Here is an 18128-nt window from a genome sequence, read left to right on the forward strand (position 1 = left end):
TATTCAATCAGTGAGTTACTGTTGATAATAACAGTGTTCATACGTTTTGACACTATTTCTCTGCCAATTGTAGGAAATCAACAATTTGAGAAAAGTAAGCGTCAAAACCAATAAAGGCATGATTACCGTCAGGTTCCACAGTTTGTTTGCACTTTGAAAGATAGGCAACAGCCTCTCGATAATCAAGTACTTCATCGCCCATTTGTTGTAACAACCAGATAAGCTGAGGGGATGTTAATCTTTCAATGTATAAGGATTTTAGCTCATTAATGTGCTTTTCTTCCAACACATATTGTTCATGAGTATATGGGTTTGTATTGTCGCCTAAGTAATCTTGCAGTAAATCAAAAGGACGTACCGCAGGGTTTACGACGACAGCAGGAAGCTGATAACGCTCTGAAAACCAAATTGAAAAATAACCGCCGAGCGAAGAGCCGACTAACCCCATTTTCTCATGCGGATGCTGTTGGACAATATCATCCAACATAGCTTGAGCTTGCTGAGGGTAATTCGGTAACTGCGGTACAATCATATTAACTTGTGGATAATTCACCTCAATCCATTGCTTTAAGTTATTGGCTTTAGCTGATTGAGGGGAACTATTAAAACCATGAATATAAAGTAGAGTTGACATAAGCGAATTAATAACCGTCTGAGTCAAGGTCAGGGCTAAATTCCCTTGTATCTAAGCGATGAACGCGGGTTGTAATATGCCTTTGCCCTTGTTCATTAATACTTAATTCTAAATATCGCCAGCCTGGCGCGACGGTATCAAGCGCAAAATTAGTACAGTGAGGCTTAAATTGCACACAGGTAGAAGGCGTTGCCAACAACCGAATACCGTGCCAGTTTTCATCCATTTCTTGGTGAATATGGCCACATAGCATCGCTTTAACATTTGAGTAGCTTTTTAAATAATCAGCTAAAATATGTGAATTTCTCAAACTGTGCTGATCAAGCCAAGTACAACCCGAGGCTAGAGGATGGTGATGCAGCATAATCAATGTAGTACGTTCAGGTTCAGCATCTAAGCTGGCTTTCATCCACTCTAACTGTTGCTCAGAAAGCTCGCCATGAGGTACATCTTGAAGTTGGCTATCAAGCATCAAGATTTGCCACTCATCACCAATTAAAACTTGTTTAGCGCTTGAAATCCCAGCAATTCTGAGTGTTTTGACCATAGCCGGTGGATAGTCATGATTACCAGGAAGCCATACGCAAGGAGCAGGAATACGCGCAATACCATCCGCAAAATGCTGATAAGCTTGTGGTGATTGGTCTTGAACTAAATCCCCTGTCGCCACAATTAAGTCGATTGGGAGATTTTCCTCTGAGATAGCATCAAGTACCGCCTGATAGCTACGGTAAGTATTTACCCCTAAAAGCGTATTTTCTGTATTAGCAAAAAGATGCGTATCAGTAACCTGTAAAATTCTCACAACTTTAGAGTTCTTTGCAGTCACTTCAAGCTGGCTGTCCAAAAGTATTCCTTTTCTTAAATATTATTTAGTACCTAATCTATTCATTACAACTATATAAAAGCTCAACATACTTACAACTATCTTAAAGCTTTACTTTCTAACTTTCTGATAATCAGCACACACTTCATCAGATTAATCGTTATTTAACACAGTTTCATCCACTTTTCATGAAGTTTTTGATAGTGAAGTTGTAACCATTGAATCGCTATCACTGTTGCTGCATTATCAATTGTGCCGTCTTCAACCCATTGAAAAGCTTGCTCTCGACTAACCACATGTACGCAAATATCTTCATTTTCTGACGCTAGCCCATGAACACCTTTCGCTTGGCTGCTATCAACTTCACCGATAAATACATGCATACGTTCAGTCGTACCGCCAGGGCTAGAAAGATAACTTACCGCTTTTTCAGTGCGACCAATAATAAGCCCAGCTTCCTCAACGGCCTCACGACGAATAACCTCTTCCGGTGATTCGTTTTGCTCTATCATTCCAGCTACTGCTTCAAGTAACCAGGGTGTTTCACTAGTCTCAATCGCTGGCAACCGAATTTGTTCAATTAAAACAACACTATCTGCTTTCGGGTCATAGGGTAAAACCACGCCAGCATGGCCGCGTTCAAAAACTTCACGGCGAATTTCTTTACTCCATCCCCCCGCGAAAAGGCGATGACGAAATTGATATTCAACCATTTGAAAAAAACCGTTAAATAATTTACGCTTGGATATAATTTCAACATCATTTTTGCCGTATTTAATTGGCTGCTCTATTTGTTTTGTCATTTCATTCTCCAAACCCAATTATTCCATCTTAAGGAAATAATTGTGGATTAAAACAGTTTTTAAGGTTTTTTAACCTTAGATGAGGTAATGTTTAATAAATTGAGACAAAATGGCACAAAAGGCTACCGTTAATAGAAGTGATACTCTGTTACAATAAGCGCCATTATTCAAATCAAAGAGCAACGTAGTGTCTGTTTTTAATAACTGTCTCTAAAACGGATAATTTAATATCTATCGCCTAGTTAGGCATGGTACGTTTTAGGCAACAGACTCAACTTAATTTGCTATTTAATCAAGGAATCAAAATGAAGAAACTGCTTCCCCTTTTAATTTCGATGAGTTTTGTGGGTCTCAGTACCAATAGCTATGCAGAAGATTTACTACAGGTTTACCAAAAATCCAAAGAAAGTAACCCTGAATTAAGAAAATCATTAGCTGAACGTAATCAAGCTTTTGAAAAAATTAATGAATCTCGCAGCCCATTATTGCCACAATTAGGTTTAGGTGCAGGGGCTAGCTACGGCAGTGGTTACCGTGACGCAAGAAATACTGAAAGCACAGGTTTAAATGCTTCACTGAAACTCACTCAAGTTGTGTTTGATATGTCGAAATGGCGTCAATTGACTATCCAAGAAAAAACCGCGGGTATTTCTGATGTCACATACCAAACAAGTCAACAGCAATTAATTTTAGATACTGCAACTGCGTATTTTAATGTGTTAAAAGCGATTGACGCGTTATCTTATATTGAAGCAAATAAAGAAGCCGTTTATCGCCAATTAGACCAAGTTACACAACGCTTTAACGTTGGCCTTGTTGCCATTACCGACGTGCAAAACGCCCGTGCAAACTATGATAGCGTTATTGCACAAGAAGTCGCTGGCCGCAATGATTTAGAAAATGCGATTGAAAAACTGCGTCAAGTCAGTGGCGTGTACTACAGCCAACTTGCTTCTTTAAATATCGACCGCTTTAAAACCAATGAGTTGGGCGATATCAACGCTATCCTAAAAGAAGCAGAAGAGCGTAACCTCAGCCTATTAAGCGCACGTTTAGCACAAGATGTTTCTCGTGAAAATATTCGCTTAGCAGAAACAGGCCACATGCCAACAGTTAACTTAGATGCATCAACATCAGTCACAAATAGTTACCAACACGGCAGCGGTTATAATACTCCATATGGTGGTGGTGCGACCAACAGCTATAATGGTCAAAATAGCATTGGCTTAAATTTAAGCATTCCACTGTATACTGGTGGCGCAGTCAGTTCTCAGGTTGAACAAGCACAATATGGTTTCCAAGGTGCTAGTGAACAACTAGAAAGCGTTTACCGTAATGTGATTCAGTTAGTTCGCTCATCATTTAATAACGTATCATCGTCAATCAGTAGCATTAATGCCTACAAACAAGTCGTTGTTTCCGCACAAAGCTCATTAGATGCGATGGAAGCCGGCTATCAAGTAGGAACTCGTACCATTGTTGACGTGTTGACAGCAACAACTGCGCTATACCAAGCGAAACAAAACCTGTCTAATGCACGTTATGACTACATGATTAACCAACTGAATATCGAATTTGCTCGTGGCACACTGAACGAAGACGATATTGCCCGCCTAAATGCGAATTTAGGTAAAGAGATTTCAACCTCTGCAAGTAGTATTATTCGTAATACCAACGCGCCAAAAATGAATTAAAATTCTTAGTTTATTTGAAAATGATATAATGACCCGCTTATATAGCGGGTTATTTTTTGAAGGAAGCCAAGTAAATCGTTTAGAATTGCTAATTTGCACTAATTGAACCGCTTACAACCCCTTTTCATTAGCCTCTGGCACAAATTCAGTTAATTCTCACTCTTATTACTGCGCGCTAGAGCAAAAAACAACCAATAGTTAACACATTGATATAAAATAAAAATATTATTTTTCCCTTTAACTAATACCATGCTAAATAGGAAAAAATAGCAAAAAGTTATCAAAATGATAAATTCAGCTCATTTCTCCTATATTTCTGCTTTAATTTTCAGCGTTTATCCCCTATCCTAGAGCTAACATCTAAAAACATCTTACTTAATTAAATTCAGGGTAATTACCATGACCATGAAGCGTACCAAAGATATTAATCAGAGCGCCTTCCGTAAGTCTTGGCGTTCATACCGTTTAGCGCCTGTGGCTGTTGCGGTCAGTGCCGTATTTATGCTTTCCGCTTGTGAAGAAAGTGATGAAACCGTCTCATTGTACACAAACGCACAAGACTGTAGCCAAGCGAACCCATCACAAGCAGAACAGTGCACTATCGCCTACAATAATGCGCTACAAGAAGCCGCTAAAACTGCACCTAAATATGAAACTCAAGCTGACTGTATTGCTGAGTTTGGTGAAGCTATGTGTACTCAAGCTCCGGCTCAAGCAGGTATTGCTGGCACTAGCTCAACAAATGGTGAACAAACGGCTCAAGCACAAAGCAGCGGCGGTAGCATGTGGATGCCATTAATGATGGGTTATATGATGGGCCGTATGATGGGCGGTAGCGCTGCATCACAACCATTATTCAGCTCAAAAAACCCAGCTAGCCCTGCCAATGGTAAGTTTGTTGACGCTTCAGGTAAAAGCTATGGCCCTGCTGTTGCAGGTGGCCGTTCCATGAGCGTACCAAAAACAGCCATGGCACCTAAACCACCAACAACTTCAACAGTTACCCGTGGCGGTTTTGGTGACACCGTAAATAAACAAGCGATGGCACAGCGTTCATCTTCTTCTGCAAAATCAACCTCTTCTTCCCGTTCGATGGGTGGTTGATAAGTAATGAAACGAGTTCCTATAGTAGAGCGCCCAAACTGGCGCGAAAAAGCTTCTGAGTTTGGCTTTGAATTTCATACTATGTATGGTGAGCCCTACTGGTCAGAAGATGCGTATTACCAATTTACTATGGCACAAATTGAAGAAATCGAAGATGCAACCGAGCAGTTGCATCAAATGTGCCTAAAAGTGGTTGAACGTGTTGTTGAAAGCGATGAGTTAATGGCACGTTTTCAGATCCCTAAGCATTGTTGGGAATTTGTTCGCAGCTCATGGAAAAGCGAACAACCTTCGTTATATTCTAGGCTTGACCTCGCTTACGATGGTATTAACCCACCTAAGCTATTGGAAAACAATGCGGATACTCCAACCTCACTATACGAGTCTGCATTTTTCCAATGGATCTGGCTAGAAGATCAAATTGAAGCAGGAAAACTCCCTGAAAATGCCGATCAGTTTAATAGCATTCAAGAGCAATTGATCGAGCGCTTTACGCAATTAAAAGATCAGTATGGTTTTCGTTTGTTGCATATGTCTTGTTGCCGTGATACTGAAGAAGATCGCGGTACCGTTCAATATCTACAAGACTGTGCAAATGAAGCGGGTATTGCCACTGAATTCTTATATATCGATGAAATTGGCCTAGGTGAAAAAGGTGAGTTTTCGGATACCCAAGATCAGGTGATTAGCAACCTGTTCAAGTTATATCCATGGGAATTTATGCTAAGAGAAATTTTCTCGACTAAATTGCAAGACGCTGGCGTACGCTGGTTAGAACCTGCATGGAAGAGCATCATTTCTAACAAAGCCTTATTGCCTATGTTATGGGAAATGTTCCCAGATCACCCAAATTTACTGCCTGCCTATTTTGCGGATGGCAAAACCCAGCCAGAACTCGAAAAATACGTTATTAAGCCATTATTTTCTCGTGAAGGAGCTAATATCCGTATTATCGAAAATGGTAAGGAAATTGCAGCCGCAGACGGCCCATACGGCGAAGAAGGTATGATTATTCAACAGTTCCATCCACTTCCACAATTTGAAGGTAACTACACCTTAGTCGGAAGCTGGTTGGTGAATGATCAACCTGCGGGGATCTGTATTCGTGAAGATAAGGAACTGATCACTCAAGACTTATCACGCTTTTATCCACATACGATCATCGACTAATCGTATTTAGCGTTAAAAGGAAAGCCCAAACATAGCAATATGATTTGGGCTTTTTGTTAGTCAATTATATTGCAGAAAACTTACCCTACCTGAATAGACAACATACTTAACGATGCCGACACAATTCCTTCAATCGGTGTACTGATCTCTTCTTGACCATCCCAAGTTCCTAAAATAGGTAAAATAGGCAAGTAATGTTCTGGTGATGGGTTAGATAATTTACCATCCTCCCGTTCTAATCCTTTAGTCAGTGGGTGAGGCGTTTCATGACTTTGCAGATTGTCATATACAAATTTTTCAAAAGATATTGCCCACGGGTACGGCTCAGCATGAGAGTTCTGCCAATTCATCGCCCGTAAATTGTGGACAACATTGCCACTGCCCATAATCAGCACGCCTTTCTCCCTTAAAACACTCAATTTTTTACCGAGTTCATAGTGCCAAGTGGCGGGCTTGCTACCATCGATACTCAGTTGGATCACGGGGATATCCGCTTCTGGATACATACGCAGCAAAATTTCCCATGTACCGTGGTCTAATCCCCACTCTTGTTCATCAAGGTAAATTGGCTCAGGGGCGAGTAATGAAACAACTTGCTGAGCTAATTCAGGAGAACCAGAAGCTGGATATTCGATTTGATACAAGGCTTCGGGGAACCCGCCAAAATCATGAATCGTTTTTGGTTTTAACATCGAAGTCACAGCAGTACCGCGCGTATACCAATGGGCTGAAATCACCAAAATTGCGCGTGGCCGAGGTAAGGCTTTACCGAGATTTTCCCACGCTTGAGTGTAAGGGTTATCCTCAATCGCATTCATAGGGCTACCATGACCAATAAAAATGGCAGGGATCTTATTTTTTACCATCGAAGTATTTAATGACATGATGATTTCAACTCCAACTCAATTAGTTTCTCCCTACAGCATACGCTTTCCAGCAAAAAACACAGTGGGCTAATTATGAGTATGATCATCAAAAAAATTGAAAAGGCCACGAGGTGTGCAACTCAGTGGCCTTTATAACATTCTATATGCTTAACAGACTATTTATTACCTAAATAACTAAAACCATTACATTAGATAATATTCAAGATATGACGAGAAAAAAGATTAGCTCGCTTTCTTTTCCTGCAACTGACGATACTGAACTAAGTCTTCAATCGTCACCACAGTCAAACCATGTTGCTGACCAAACGCAGCCACTTCTGGGGTACGAGCCATAGAACCATCATCATTGGTTAACTCACACAGCACACCGGCTGGCTTGAAACCTGCCAATATTGCTAAGTCGATAGACGCTTCAGTATGGCCACGACGCGTTAATACCCCGCCTTCACGGCCACGCAGAGGGAAAACATGTCCTGGGTGGTTAAGGTCTGAAGGAACGGCGTTATCTGCAATTGCGGCACGAATAGTGGTGATACGGTCTGCGGCAGAAACACCTGTCGTCACACCTTGTGCGGCTTCAATGGTCACAGTAAAGCCTGTTTGATTTTGGCTCGTATTGTTATCTACCATCATAGGTAGTTCGAGTTGCTTGCGGCGCTCTTCAGTAATACAAAGACACACGATCCCACTGCTATAACGAATGGTAAATGCCATTTGCTCGGCGGTCATAGTTTCTGCTGCAAAAACTAAATCGCCTTCGTTCTCACGATCTTCATCATCAAGAACAAGAACACCTTTACCTTGGCGTAATGCCTCGATAGCATTTTCAACACGTTCGATAGGATTGCCAAATACAGAAAGTAGCGAATGATCCATGGTAAAAAACCTCTTAAATAGTTATTAACTAGTTACCAGAATCAAGGCAGTCTTAGGAATACGAGAAATGGTGAATATATAAATAGCCAATAAAAGGCATTTACCTATTCAGGTATGCAGAACACTATTGTGCGTAATCGCACAAACATGCAGATACTGTTAATTCTCTCCCATCCGGACTATAACCGTCGGCCCCAGATTCACACTGGGTCTGCTGACCTTTACCATAAAAATGATAAAGCGCTCGCGGGCTTCATGCGTGATGCATGTTTACCGCCGGTGGGGACTTTCACCCCGCCCTGAGATATACGCAATTAATATAACGCCAATAATTCAAGTTCGCAACGATGATAATCAAAATTGGCGAATGACTCACACTTTTAGCCAAAAAAACATGAATAAAAACTTAGAGTTATCAAGGTTAATTTCACTACCGGCTCTAAACCTCTCTCTAAATAATTCAAGCTAGCGCAAGGCAGCAAGAGGTATTAAACTAGTCCCAACAATTCACAACAATATTTTGATAAACTTAAGGACCCGCGAAATGCTCGATCCGAAAAAAATTGAACAAGTTGCCCGCCAAATTCAAGGCGCTTTACCACAAGGCGTACGCGATTTAGGTGAAGATTTTGATAAAAAACTGCGTTCACTGTTACAATCACAACTCGGCAAATTAGACTTAGTCAGTCGTGAAGAATTTGATATTCAAACTCAAGTCTTATTACGCACCCGTGAAAAATTAGCGAAGATGGAACAACGCGTCAGCGCACTCGAAGCCCATTTAAATGTAGAAGAAAAAACGGCTGAGTAATTAAATTGAAAAAGTGACACCGATTAAGGCGTCACTTTTATTATTTGATATTCAATTCACGCTCAAGCAGCTGAACAATATACTGATTTTTAGAAACATTATGCTCAGTTGTTACCGCATTTAAATAAGCCTCTAAGCGGCTTGGGTAACGTAGCGTAAATGACTTTACCGTTTCTTGTTCTTTGAACGGGTTAATCCCCTCTTCTTGGCAGCCTTCGATGTATTCTGCTAAAGAAATTCGCGCTTCTTTTTTTAACCCTTCAATGCTATCAGAAACAAAATCACAGTAACCACTTACATCTAAAAACTTACCACGAAACGCTTTAATTTCAGCTTCATAGATAACAGATGCAGGATGGCCGTCTATCGTCATCACATTACTGCTTTTAATCATATTCCCCCCCTATCGTCTATTCCATGACGTCATATTGTGATATCAAAATCTAAAGCAAAAAAAAATATGACGTCAACATTTGACGCCACATTGATTTTAGATAAATAAAAACCTCACGGCGTTTTTACATATCCACGTGAGGTTATTAACTCGCTAATTAATAATGATAAATTAACTGGTTTTCATGATATTTTTGATGATATTGGTTGTAGAAATACCATCTTCAAAGTTAAGTACTTTAACTTCGCCTCCCGCGGCCCATACCTCCGCACTGCCCGCGATCTCTTCAGGGCGGTAATCCCCCCCTTTAACTAAGATATCAGGCAAAACTTCTGCGATTAGACGCTGTGGAGTGTCCTCTTCAAAAGCCACGACCCAATCTACTGCCCCTAAAGCCCCTAGAACGGTCATACGCTGTTCTAATGGGTTAACTGGACGTGTTTCACCTTTTAAGCGGCGTGTCGAAGCATCGCTATTTACAGCCACAATTAGGCGGTCACCCAATTTACGCGCGTTAGCTAAATAAGACACATGCCCAGCATGGAGAATATCAAAACAGCCATTAGTCATCACCACACGTTCACCGCGCAGTCTTGCATTCTCAACCGCTTGTTTTAATTCACTTTCAGTCATAACACCAAAACCAGTGTCAGCACGGCCACGAATAGCGTTTTCTAATTCAATAGGCGAAACTGTTGAAGTCCCTAATTTGCCCACCACCACACCTGCCGCGGCATTAGCTAATGCGCAGGCTTCATGTAATGGGCGGCCAGATGCAATAGAGGCAGCGAGAACACCAATAACCGTATCCCCTGCCCCCGTCACGTCAAACACTTCTTGTGCTTGAGTCGGTAAATGCAATGGGGCTTCATCATGGCGAATTAAGCTCATACCTTGTTCTGAGCGCGTAATTAGCAGCGCTTTAAGCTCCAATGACTGAAGCAGCTTCATGCCTTTTTCTTCAACGTCTTGGTTGTTTTTACATGGCCCAACAATCGCTTCAAACTCAGACATATTTGGCGTCAATAAAGTTGCCCCACGGTAACGTTCGAAATTGTTTCCTTTCGGGTCAATCAAGACTGGAACATTGGCCTTGTTGGCGAGCGCTATCATCTTCTCAACATGAGTTAACGCCCCTTTTGCATAGTCAGACAGTACTAGTGCGCCAATGTGTGGCAGTGCTTGTTCTATGCGCTCCAGTACAGGGGCAACATCCACGTTTTCAAAACCTTCTTCAAAATCGAGGCGAATAAGTTGCTGATTACGTGAAAGTACGCGTAATTTAGTAATGGTTGGATGGGTGGGGATAGCCACAAAATCACAACGAACCTGTACGGCATTTAAATTTTTAGTGAGTGCTTTTGCCGCGTCATCAATTCCAGTTAACCCCACAAGGCGTGAATTTGCACCCAATGACGCAATATTCATCGCGACGTTAGCCGCACCACCGGGACGCTCTTCGACCATTGTGACTTTAACAACCGGGACAGGGGCTTCTGGCGAGATACGGTTTGCAGGACCATGCCAATAACGGTCTAACATAACATCACCAACCACCAGCACACCGGCTTGTTTATAATCCGGAAGAGTTACTTTCATCCTGCACTCCAGTCTTAAAAAGGAAATCTGATAATAATTAGCAACAATACTAGCATATTGCGCTGTTTAGCTAAATAAAATGCGTTTGTTCTTTATTCTTCAAGCCATTTTTGCCAACTCGCTAAAACTTGTTCACGTTGCTGAGAAAATTGGCTTATCTCTACACGGCTTGGTAGTGATTGTAATGCTAAGTGATGGAGCTCATTACGCATTGTGACATACGCTAGAGTTAAAGCATTCGCTTCATCTTCTGGCATAAAACCATACTGCGCCATCAACTCGAAAATACGCACATTATCAGACCAACGTGTTAGCGCATTATTTTCTGCGGCAAAACGCAAAACTAAGTATTGTGCGATAAATTCAACATCAGTGATCCCACCAGGATCCGCTTTTAAGTCGAATTCATTAACTTGATGACTTCCTAGGTGATGATGCATTTTTAACCGCATATCACGCACTTGCTGTTGCAAAGTTTGAGGGTCTCTTGGCATACACAAAGTTTCGTGGCGAGTCTGTATAAATTGCCGTTGTAAATCCTCATCACCAAACACCATTCGAGCTCGAATTAGCGCTTGATGTTCCCATGTCCAAGCATCATTTTTTTGGTAATCATCAAATGATTGTATGGTACTGACCAACATTCCTGATTCACCAGAAGGCCTGAGTCGCGCATCAACTTCATACAACACACCAGAAGGGGTTCGAGTACTAAACAAATGGATAATACGCTGAGCAACACGCAAGTAAAATTGGCGAGCGTCAATGGAACGTTCACCATTGGTGACCACATCTAAAGGGCAATCGAAGAGAAAAACAAGGTCTAAGTCAGAGCCATAGCCCAGTTCCCAGCCGCCTAGCTTTCCATAACCTAATACCGCAAACCCATATTGTTTTTTGTCACTTTGCTCTAGATGCGCTGGCTCACCATAGCGTTTTACCATTTTTTGCCACGCTTGGTGTACCACCGCATCAATAATTGCTTCCGCAAGGTAAGTCAGATGATCACTGACTTTCATTACCGGCAAAACACCTGAAATATCTTCAGCAGCAATACGCAATAATTGAGCTTGTTTGAATTGACGTAATGCTTCAAGTTGTTGTTCTTCGTCATCTTCAGGAACGCGCATTAAATATTGGCGCAGCTCATCACGGTAGGCCGTTAGCGGTAAGGGTTGGTATAACGATTGAGGGTCGAGTAACTCATCAAGTAACAATGGGTGGCGAGCTAATTGTTCCGCTATCATAGGTGAAGCCGCACATAAACGAATAACGTGCGTCAAAACCTCATCAAATTCAAGCATTAACTCTAGGTAAGTAGTGCGGCTAACAATGCTCAGTAACAGTGGTGTGATGCGCTCAATGACTTGTCCTGCATCATCACGCTCACCGACTTTAGCCAATAATTTAGGCATTAATTCATCAAGAACATCTCGCCCTCGAGGACCAATGGTGCGTTTATTGAGATCATGACGGAACATCACTATACCGTGAATGATACGTTGTGCAATCTCTTCACTTTTAGACGGCAAATAGCTGGCTAATTCTTCTTTTGATAATTCACTTTGCCATAATGTGATATAAATTTCATCGAATACATCAATGTTCTCAGAGTCATCTTCCTGTCCTATTTGCTCGGTGAATATTTGATGCACCGCAACCATTTTTTGACTCAAAACCTGATAAAATGCAGGCCAATCAGCAAAGCCCATCCCCCACGCTAAACGCGCTTGATTTAAAGCCTCTTCGGGGAGTGTTTGTGTCTGTTGGTCATCAATACATTGCAGTAAATTTTCGACTCTACGCAAGAAAAGGTAGCCATCTTGCAGAATATTAACCTGATCTTCGGTTAACAATGCGAGTTCACGGATCCCTTGTAACGTTGAAAATAAAGATTGCGACTGTAAAACAGGTTCTCGTCCCCCTCGAATGAGTTGGAAAACCTGTGAAACAAATTCAACTTCGCGGATCCCTCCAGCACCTAATTTGATGTTATTGACCAAACCACGACGCCGAACCTCTCGCTCAATCATATTTTTCATATTGCGTAAGGATTGGATCACGCTAAAGTCGATATAGCGACGATAAACGAAAGGACGCAAAAGCTTTCGCAAACACTCCTCATAATGGAGGCTATCAGCGCCCATAATACGGGCTTTAACCATCGCGTAGCGTTCCCAGTCTCGCCCTTGTTCTTGGTAATAATCCTCAAGTGCAGAAAAGCTAAAAACCAGCGGGCCGCTATCTCCAAATGGCCGTAAACGCATATCGACCCGATAAACAAAGCCATATTCCGTCACTTGATCGAGTACGCGGATCAATTTTTGCCCTAAACGCGTAAAAAATTGCGCATTATCTAACTCTTTTCGGCCACCTTGGGTAACCCCATTTTCTGGATAAGCAAAAATCAGGTCAATATCAGAAGAAAAATTGAGCTCTCGGCCCCCCAACTTCCCCATCCCTAAAACCAACAGCGGCTGCGGTTTTCCTTCTGCATTACAAGGTGTTCCCCATGACTGACGATATTCTTGATACAACCAGTCTCGCGCTGCAACAACCAAAGTTTCCGCCAATATACTGAGCTGATAAATCGTTTCTTTTTGCGTGCTTATTTCTAGCACTTGCATCCATGCACAGCGCACTAACATATGATGACGAAATGAGCGCAACACTCGCATCAAGTGGTCTTCGTTGCTAACAGATGACAAATCTTGAGCTAACCATGATGCATAACTTTTCCATTCATCGGCTTGTGGTGGTCGAGAGCGAATTTCAAGTAAAAACCGCGGATGTGCTAATACTTGCTTTAACACAAAATCACTAAATGCAAGCACTTGAATTTTTTGTTCATTTAACGGTAATAATTCATTCGTTTGTTCCGCTAACTGGCTTAAAACGCGTTCACCTTGGCTTTGTAATAACTCAGGAAAAGCATGCATATTATCAATACCTTAATGGGCTTCTTGATAGGTTAAAGCACTTAACCACTGGATAAAGGCTAATTTACACTTTAACCACTGGCTGCTATAGCAAAAATCCTCAGCACTAATTGCTTCATCGGCAATATCTGAACGTAATTGTTCCAGTGGAGTGTCATGAATAAAGTGAGGTACAGAATTTTGGTAATGCACTAAAAATGCCTGAACAAAACGTAAAAACTCACTGAAGCCTTGGCGTGCATTGCTGCCATTTGCTAACCAGTAGTCTTCATGCTGCTGGCAAAGTAATTGCATATGCGTTAATGATTTTTCGAGGGGGTACTCTTCATAGTCAAACACCGAATTTGGAGGAGTTAATGGCGCTTTTGTCGGCGATAACAATGAATAACCACGTGCAGCTTTGCTAAGTGATGACAAATGTAAGCCGTCGATATCTGCAAATTTCTTCGCTAAATTGAGTACATCAGCAATAAAGCCTTTTTTTAGTTCTAGTTCAAACTCTTGAATAGGCAAATCCTTTGCGCCAGAGGAAATTTCACCTTGGTCAAAAACCACTTCTATTTCGCTATCTTCAAAAGTCACTAACCATTTTTCACGGGTAAAATTGGTGCTAAAGAGGATATTTAATTCAGACTGAAGCTGTGAAACATCAGTGCCTTCAGGCCAAATTTCAGCCGGTAATGCGGCTAAATCAAGCTCAGGTGAATCAATGTCAACATTATATTCAGGCCGTTGGTGTAAGCCGCCTATCGCCTGCCCAGCCGTTTTCATTGTCATTTCATAACGACCATCACAACCGCGGATACGTAAGCCCATATCCCACTGACGTAACTGCTTATTTGCCGTATCAAAGTAGATATTGGTTAACTTCGTCGGCTCACTGTATTGGTGAGACAATGTCGATAGACACTGTCGTACAGCCTCTATTGCGGAACTCTTAGCGGCAAGTTTGAGTTCAACCTCTACGTGGCTCATACATATCCTTATTTAATTATTTCACTTCACTCATATTACCCCAATCAAGCTAAGCTGAGAAAAGAAACTGTATGATAAACAAAAATTCTACCTGTCATATTTCTTTCAGTGAGTTATATTGAAAACAAAGTAAAAATAAGGGTAATTTAGACAGTTAGGATAGTTCTCATTCTCCTTTAGACTGTAGAGACATCTGCGTTTAGGATTTGCACCCTCGCGTTTTACTCATTAGTATTCAATTAATATAAAACTCATTCACCATCAAAAGACTGTAAATACCATGCGAAAAATTCCATTATTATTAATTTCAATCATGGGGCTAGGCCTTTCCTTAAATTCACATGCAGCAGAAAAACGTTATGTGTCAGATGATTTATCCACATACGTTCATAGTGGACCTGGCACAAAATATCGTATTGTAGGTACGCTCAATGCCGGGGAAGCGGTTGAACTGCTTTCCACAGATAACAAATTTGCACAAGTTCGCGATGAAAAAGGTAGAACGGTCTGGTTACCTGTTGACCAACTCAGCAATACTCCAAGCATGAAAACCCGCATTCCAGAACTTGAAGCTGAGAATCAAAAGCTACGTCAACAACTCGACAATATCGACAGTACGTGGAATACACGAACTGCAGATATGCAACAAAAAGTGGCTGATAATGACAATATCGTCAGCCAGCTAAAAGCCGAAAATGAAAAATTAAAAAATGAGTTGATCAAATCCGGTAAAAAGCTAGAGATTGCAGAGGTCAACTTAGATGATCGCCGTCGCGAATTAATCTTACAATGGTTTATGTATGGCGGTGGTGTTGCCGGTGTTGGCTTAATTTTAGGTTTGATTTTACCGCACATTATTCCGCGTCGTAAAAAACGTAATGATGGTTGGATGTAATTGAGGCCATTCAAATGAAAGTCTATCTCGTGGGTGGCGCAGTGCGTGATCAACTTCTTGGACTACCTATTTCAGATAGAGACTACGTGGTGGTTGGTACAACCCCCGAGGCAATGCTATCGCAAGGTTTTCAACAAGTCGGAAAAGATTTTCCTGTTTTCTTGCACCCAAAAACCCATGAAGAATACGCTTTAGCCCGAACAGAACGTAAAATTGGTGCGGGCTATACTGGTTTTAGCTGCTATAGCGCACCTGATGTGACCATTGAAGATGATTTGCTACGTCGCGATCTGACAATTAACGCGATAGCACAAAGTGAATCAGGTGAAATTGTTGACCCATACCAAGGAGTGAAAGACCTCAAGAGCCGTGTTTTACGGCATGTTTCTGATGCATTTTCTGAAGACCCTTTACGGGTCTTGCGGGTTGCTCGTTTTGCTGCTCGCTACTTTGAGCATGGTTTTACTATCGCACCAGAAACATTAACCTTGATGCAAACAATGGCCGCTACAGGGGAATTATCTTACCTCACCGCTGAGCGCGTTTGGACGGAAACAGAAAAAGCGCTGAAATCAAATTCTCCACAGGTGTATTTTGATGTTTTACGCCAATGTGGTGCATTAGCTGTACTTTTTCCTGAAGTTGATGCGTTATTTGGTGTTCCTGCCCCTGAAAAATGGCACCCTGAAATTGATACGGGTATCCACACTCTAATGGTAATGAAAGTGATTGCCGAGCTATCTAATAATGTGGATATTCGCTTTGCTGCCTTATGCCATGATTTAGGTAAAGCGCTGACACCGCCTGATATTTGGCCGAGTCATCCAAACCACGGTGAGGCAGGTATTCCATTAATAGAAACTCTCTGCGCAAGATTAAAAGTACCCACTACGGCTCGTGACTTAGCCCGTCTAGCGGCACGCTATCATGATAAAATTCATGTTATCAATAAATTACCTGCTAATGAGCTAATTGCGATTTTTGATGGGCTTGATAGCTGGCGTAAACCAGAACGTATTGAACAACTGAGTTTAATCAGTGAAGCGGATGCAAGAGGCCGGTTAGGGCTCGAACAGCAAACGTACCCACAAGGGATATATTTCAAGCAGGCTTTTACTATCGCACAAGCGGTTGATGTCAAACCTATCGTTGAACAGGGATTTAAAGGCCCTGAAATTCGCCAAGAACTTACAAAACAACGCATTGAAGCGGTAACAGATTGGCAGCAGCAACAAATCATCTAACGACCATAAAACTGGCGGCTAAACACCGCCAGTCATCATTTAAGCGGTTTTCATGCCTCTTTCTATAATAACCCCAACCTGCTTGGCTCGCGCCACGGCTCCCGGCTTAGCCACCTTAATACGAACCCATGGGCTAGCAAACTGTGTCATCAATAACTGTGCAACTTCTTCAGCAACACGTTCTACTAACCCAAACTTGTTATTCCCTACATGAGCTAGGATAGCCTGACTAACTTTGGCATAATCTAGGCAATATTCTACATTATCGCTCATAGACGCGCGTTTGTTATCCCATCCCATTTCGATATCGAGCACGAGTTTCTGTTCAATATCTTGTTCCCAGTCATATACACCAATCGTGGTGATGACTGATAATTGCTCAATAAATACGATATCCATCACGTCATTTTCTCATTTATGTACTGAATTGATACCACTTCAGCAAAAATATGCGTATTATCCAAGACTGAAGTGAATTTATGGCCTTAACCGTTTTTGGAGTTAGCTATGAGTGCAACCGCGCTTGGCATGATAATCTTCGCCTATCTTTGTGGCTCAGTTTCGAGTGCGATACTGATCTGCCGTTTGGCGAGACTACCCGACCCCCGTCAACACGGCTCTGGTAACCCTGGTGCAACTAACGTATTACGTGTAGGCGGTAAAGCAGCCGCTGCCGGAGTACTCATTTGTGACGTATTAAAAGGGATGATACCAGTTTGGCTTGCTTATTATTTAAATGTGCAGCCATTCTATCTTGGCTTTGTTGCAATTGCAGCCTGTCTTGGGCATATATATCCCATTTTCTTTCGTTTCAAAGGCGGAAAAGGGGTAGCAACCGCATTTGGTTCAATTGCTGCTATTGGTTGGGATCTTTCTGGTTTAGTCGCAGGGACATGGTTACTTACGGTATTGCTTAGTGGTTACTCATCACTCGGCGCGATTGTCAGCGCCTTACTTGCCCCCTTCTATGTTTGGTGGTTTAAACCTGAATTCACCTTCCCTGTCGCCATGTTGTCTTGTTTAGTGTTAGTTCGCCATCACGGTAATATACAACGCCTTTGGCGCGGTCAAGAAAGCCGTATTTGGCAAAAACTAAAAAACAAAAAGCAAAAAACCAATAAAGAAATAGCCCAAGAAACCAAAGAACAAGAACTAGATGACTAATCGTTAATATGATTTTTCCTAAGAAGAGCTGATTTCAGCTCTTTTTTTATGCTATTTGCCTTGTTTAAAATTTCCAAAAACTCCCCCAATAACAACCGTTCGATATCTCTCCT

Annotated in this window: 17 protein-coding genes and 1 riboswitch; of the genes, 7 read left to right on the forward strand and 10 right to left on the reverse strand. The window is 41.7% G+C overall.

Annotation, left to right across the window (positions count from 1 at the left end; all coding sequences use genetic code 11):
- Positions 1-52: 52 nt before the first annotated feature.
- The 3 genes from yqiA to nudF form a co-directional block, all read right to left on the reverse strand.
- The gene (gene yqiA, locus FVA72_RS16935) at positions 53-634 is read right to left on the reverse strand and encodes an esterase YqiA (RefSeq protein ID WP_110592562.1); all 582 of its coding nucleotides are present in this window, start codon (positions 632-634) and stop codon (positions 53-55) included.
- A gap of 7 nt (positions 635-641) precedes the next feature.
- Positions 642-1481 (reverse strand): 3',5'-cyclic-AMP phosphodiesterase, encoded by an 840-nt coding sequence (gene cpdA, locus FVA72_RS16940; RefSeq protein WP_004257710.1) that lies wholly within the window; start codon positions 1479-1481, stop codon positions 642-644.
- Positions 1482-1624: 143 nt separating this feature from the next.
- Positions 1625-2263, reverse strand: coding sequence for an ADP-ribose diphosphatase (gene nudF / locus FVA72_RS16945; protein WP_004257715.1), 639 nt, complete (start codon positions 2261-2263; stop codon positions 1625-1627).
- A 305-nt stretch (positions 2264-2568) separates the two neighbouring features.
- Here nudF and tolC point away from each other — a divergent pair, with 305 nt between their 5' ends.
- The 3 genes from tolC to FVA72_RS16960 all read left to right on the forward strand — a co-directional run bounded on the left by tolC (position 2569) and on the right by FVA72_RS16960 (position 6231).
- A complete protein-coding gene (gene tolC / locus FVA72_RS16950; protein ID WP_036958003.1) occupies positions 2569-3957 on the forward strand; it encodes an outer membrane channel protein TolC in 1389 nt (462 codons plus the stop codon).
- 399 nt (positions 3958-4356) lie between these two features.
- On the forward strand, positions 4357-5061 hold the full coding sequence (locus FVA72_RS16955; protein ID WP_004257725.1) for a DUF1190 family protein: 705 nt from the start codon (positions 4357-4359) through the stop codon (positions 5059-5061).
- A 6-nt stretch (positions 5062-5067) separates the two neighbouring features.
- Positions 5068-6231: a glutathionylspermidine synthase family protein gene (locus FVA72_RS16960; protein ID WP_004908587.1), complete on the forward strand. Its 1164-nt coding sequence runs from the start codon at positions 5068-5070 to the stop codon at positions 6229-6231.
- An 80-nt stretch (positions 6232-6311) separates the two neighbouring features.
- On the opposite strand, the gene ygiD is transcribed toward FVA72_RS16960, so the two are convergent.
- Together ygiD and ribB are read right to left on the reverse strand one after the other, a co-directional pair.
- Entirely contained in the window at positions 6312-7115 is an 804-nt protein-coding gene (ygiD, locus tag FVA72_RS16965; RefSeq protein ID WP_405029955.1) for a 4,5-DOPA dioxygenase extradiol, read from the reverse strand.
- Between the two features lie 225 nt (positions 7116-7340).
- A complete protein-coding gene (gene ribB, locus FVA72_RS16970; protein WP_004257733.1) occupies positions 7341-7994 on the reverse strand; it encodes a 3,4-dihydroxy-2-butanone-4-phosphate synthase in 654 nt (217 codons plus the stop codon).
- 158 nt (positions 7995-8152) lie between these two features.
- Positions 8153-8305: riboswitch (FMN riboswitch) on the reverse strand.
- A 233-nt stretch (positions 8306-8538) separates the two neighbouring features.
- On the opposite strand from ribB, the gene ubiK reads away from it, so the two are divergent.
- Positions 8539-8805, forward strand: coding sequence for a ubiquinone biosynthesis accessory factor UbiK (ubiK, locus tag FVA72_RS16975; protein WP_004257742.1), 267 nt, complete (start codon positions 8539-8541; stop codon positions 8803-8805).
- A gap of 40 nt (positions 8806-8845) precedes the next feature.
- Here ubiK and FVA72_RS16980 read toward each other — a convergent pair whose 3' ends face one another.
- The 4 genes from FVA72_RS16980 to FVA72_RS16995 all read right to left on the reverse strand — a co-directional run bounded on the left by FVA72_RS16980 (position 8846) and on the right by FVA72_RS16995 (position 14712).
- Positions 8846-9199, reverse strand: coding sequence for a type II toxin-antitoxin system HicB family antitoxin (locus tag FVA72_RS16980; RefSeq protein WP_004257748.1), 354 nt, complete (start codon positions 9197-9199; stop codon positions 8846-8848).
- Positions 9200-9370: 171 nt separating this feature from the next.
- Complete coding sequence (gene hldE, locus FVA72_RS16985; protein WP_110591262.1) at positions 9371-10798, reverse strand: bifunctional D-glycero-beta-D-manno-heptose-7-phosphate kinase/D-glycero-beta-D-manno-heptose 1-phosphate adenylyltransferase HldE; 1428 nt, start codon at positions 10796-10798, stop codon at positions 9371-9373.
- 92 nt (positions 10799-10890) lie between these two features.
- On the reverse strand, positions 10891-13737 hold the full coding sequence (gene glnE, locus FVA72_RS16990; RefSeq protein ID WP_110591261.1) for a bifunctional [glutamate--ammonia ligase]-adenylyl-L-tyrosine phosphorylase/[glutamate--ammonia-ligase] adenylyltransferase: 2847 nt from the start codon (positions 13735-13737) through the stop codon (positions 10891-10893).
- Between the two features lie 12 nt (positions 13738-13749).
- Entirely contained in the window at positions 13750-14712 is a 963-nt protein-coding gene (locus FVA72_RS16995; protein ID WP_096864067.1) for an inorganic triphosphatase, read from the reverse strand.
- 280 nt (positions 14713-14992) lie between these two features.
- Between FVA72_RS16995 and FVA72_RS17000 the strand changes: the two genes are divergently transcribed.
- A complete protein-coding gene (locus FVA72_RS17000; RefSeq protein ID WP_036958005.1) occupies positions 14993-15607 on the forward strand; it encodes a TIGR04211 family SH3 domain-containing protein in 615 nt (204 codons plus the stop codon).
- Between the two features lie 14 nt (positions 15608-15621).
- The gene (locus FVA72_RS17005; RefSeq protein ID WP_094961093.1) at positions 15622-16851 is read left to right on the forward strand and encodes a multifunctional CCA addition/repair protein; all 1230 of its coding nucleotides are present in this window, start codon (positions 15622-15624) and stop codon (positions 16849-16851) included.
- 39 nt (positions 16852-16890) lie between these two features.
- On the opposite strand, the gene folB is transcribed toward FVA72_RS17005, so the two are convergent.
- On the reverse strand, positions 16891-17250 hold the full coding sequence (folB, locus tag FVA72_RS17010) for a bifunctional dihydroneopterin aldolase/7,8-dihydroneopterin epimerase (RefSeq protein ID WP_004257772.1): 360 nt from the start codon (positions 17248-17250) through the stop codon (positions 16891-16893).
- 108 nt (positions 17251-17358) lie between these two features.
- Between folB and plsY the strand changes: the two genes are divergently transcribed.
- The gene (gene plsY, locus FVA72_RS17015) at positions 17359-18015 is read left to right on the forward strand and encodes a glycerol-3-phosphate 1-O-acyltransferase PlsY (protein WP_004257775.1); all 657 of its coding nucleotides are present in this window, start codon (positions 17359-17361) and stop codon (positions 18013-18015) included.
- Positions 18016-18128 lie beyond the last annotated feature (113 nt).

It is taken from the genome of Providencia sp. PROV061 (assembly GCF_011045655.1).
In the GTDB taxonomy this organism is placed as follows: domain Bacteria; phylum Pseudomonadota; class Gammaproteobacteria; order Enterobacterales; family Enterobacteriaceae; genus Providencia; species Providencia hangzhouensis.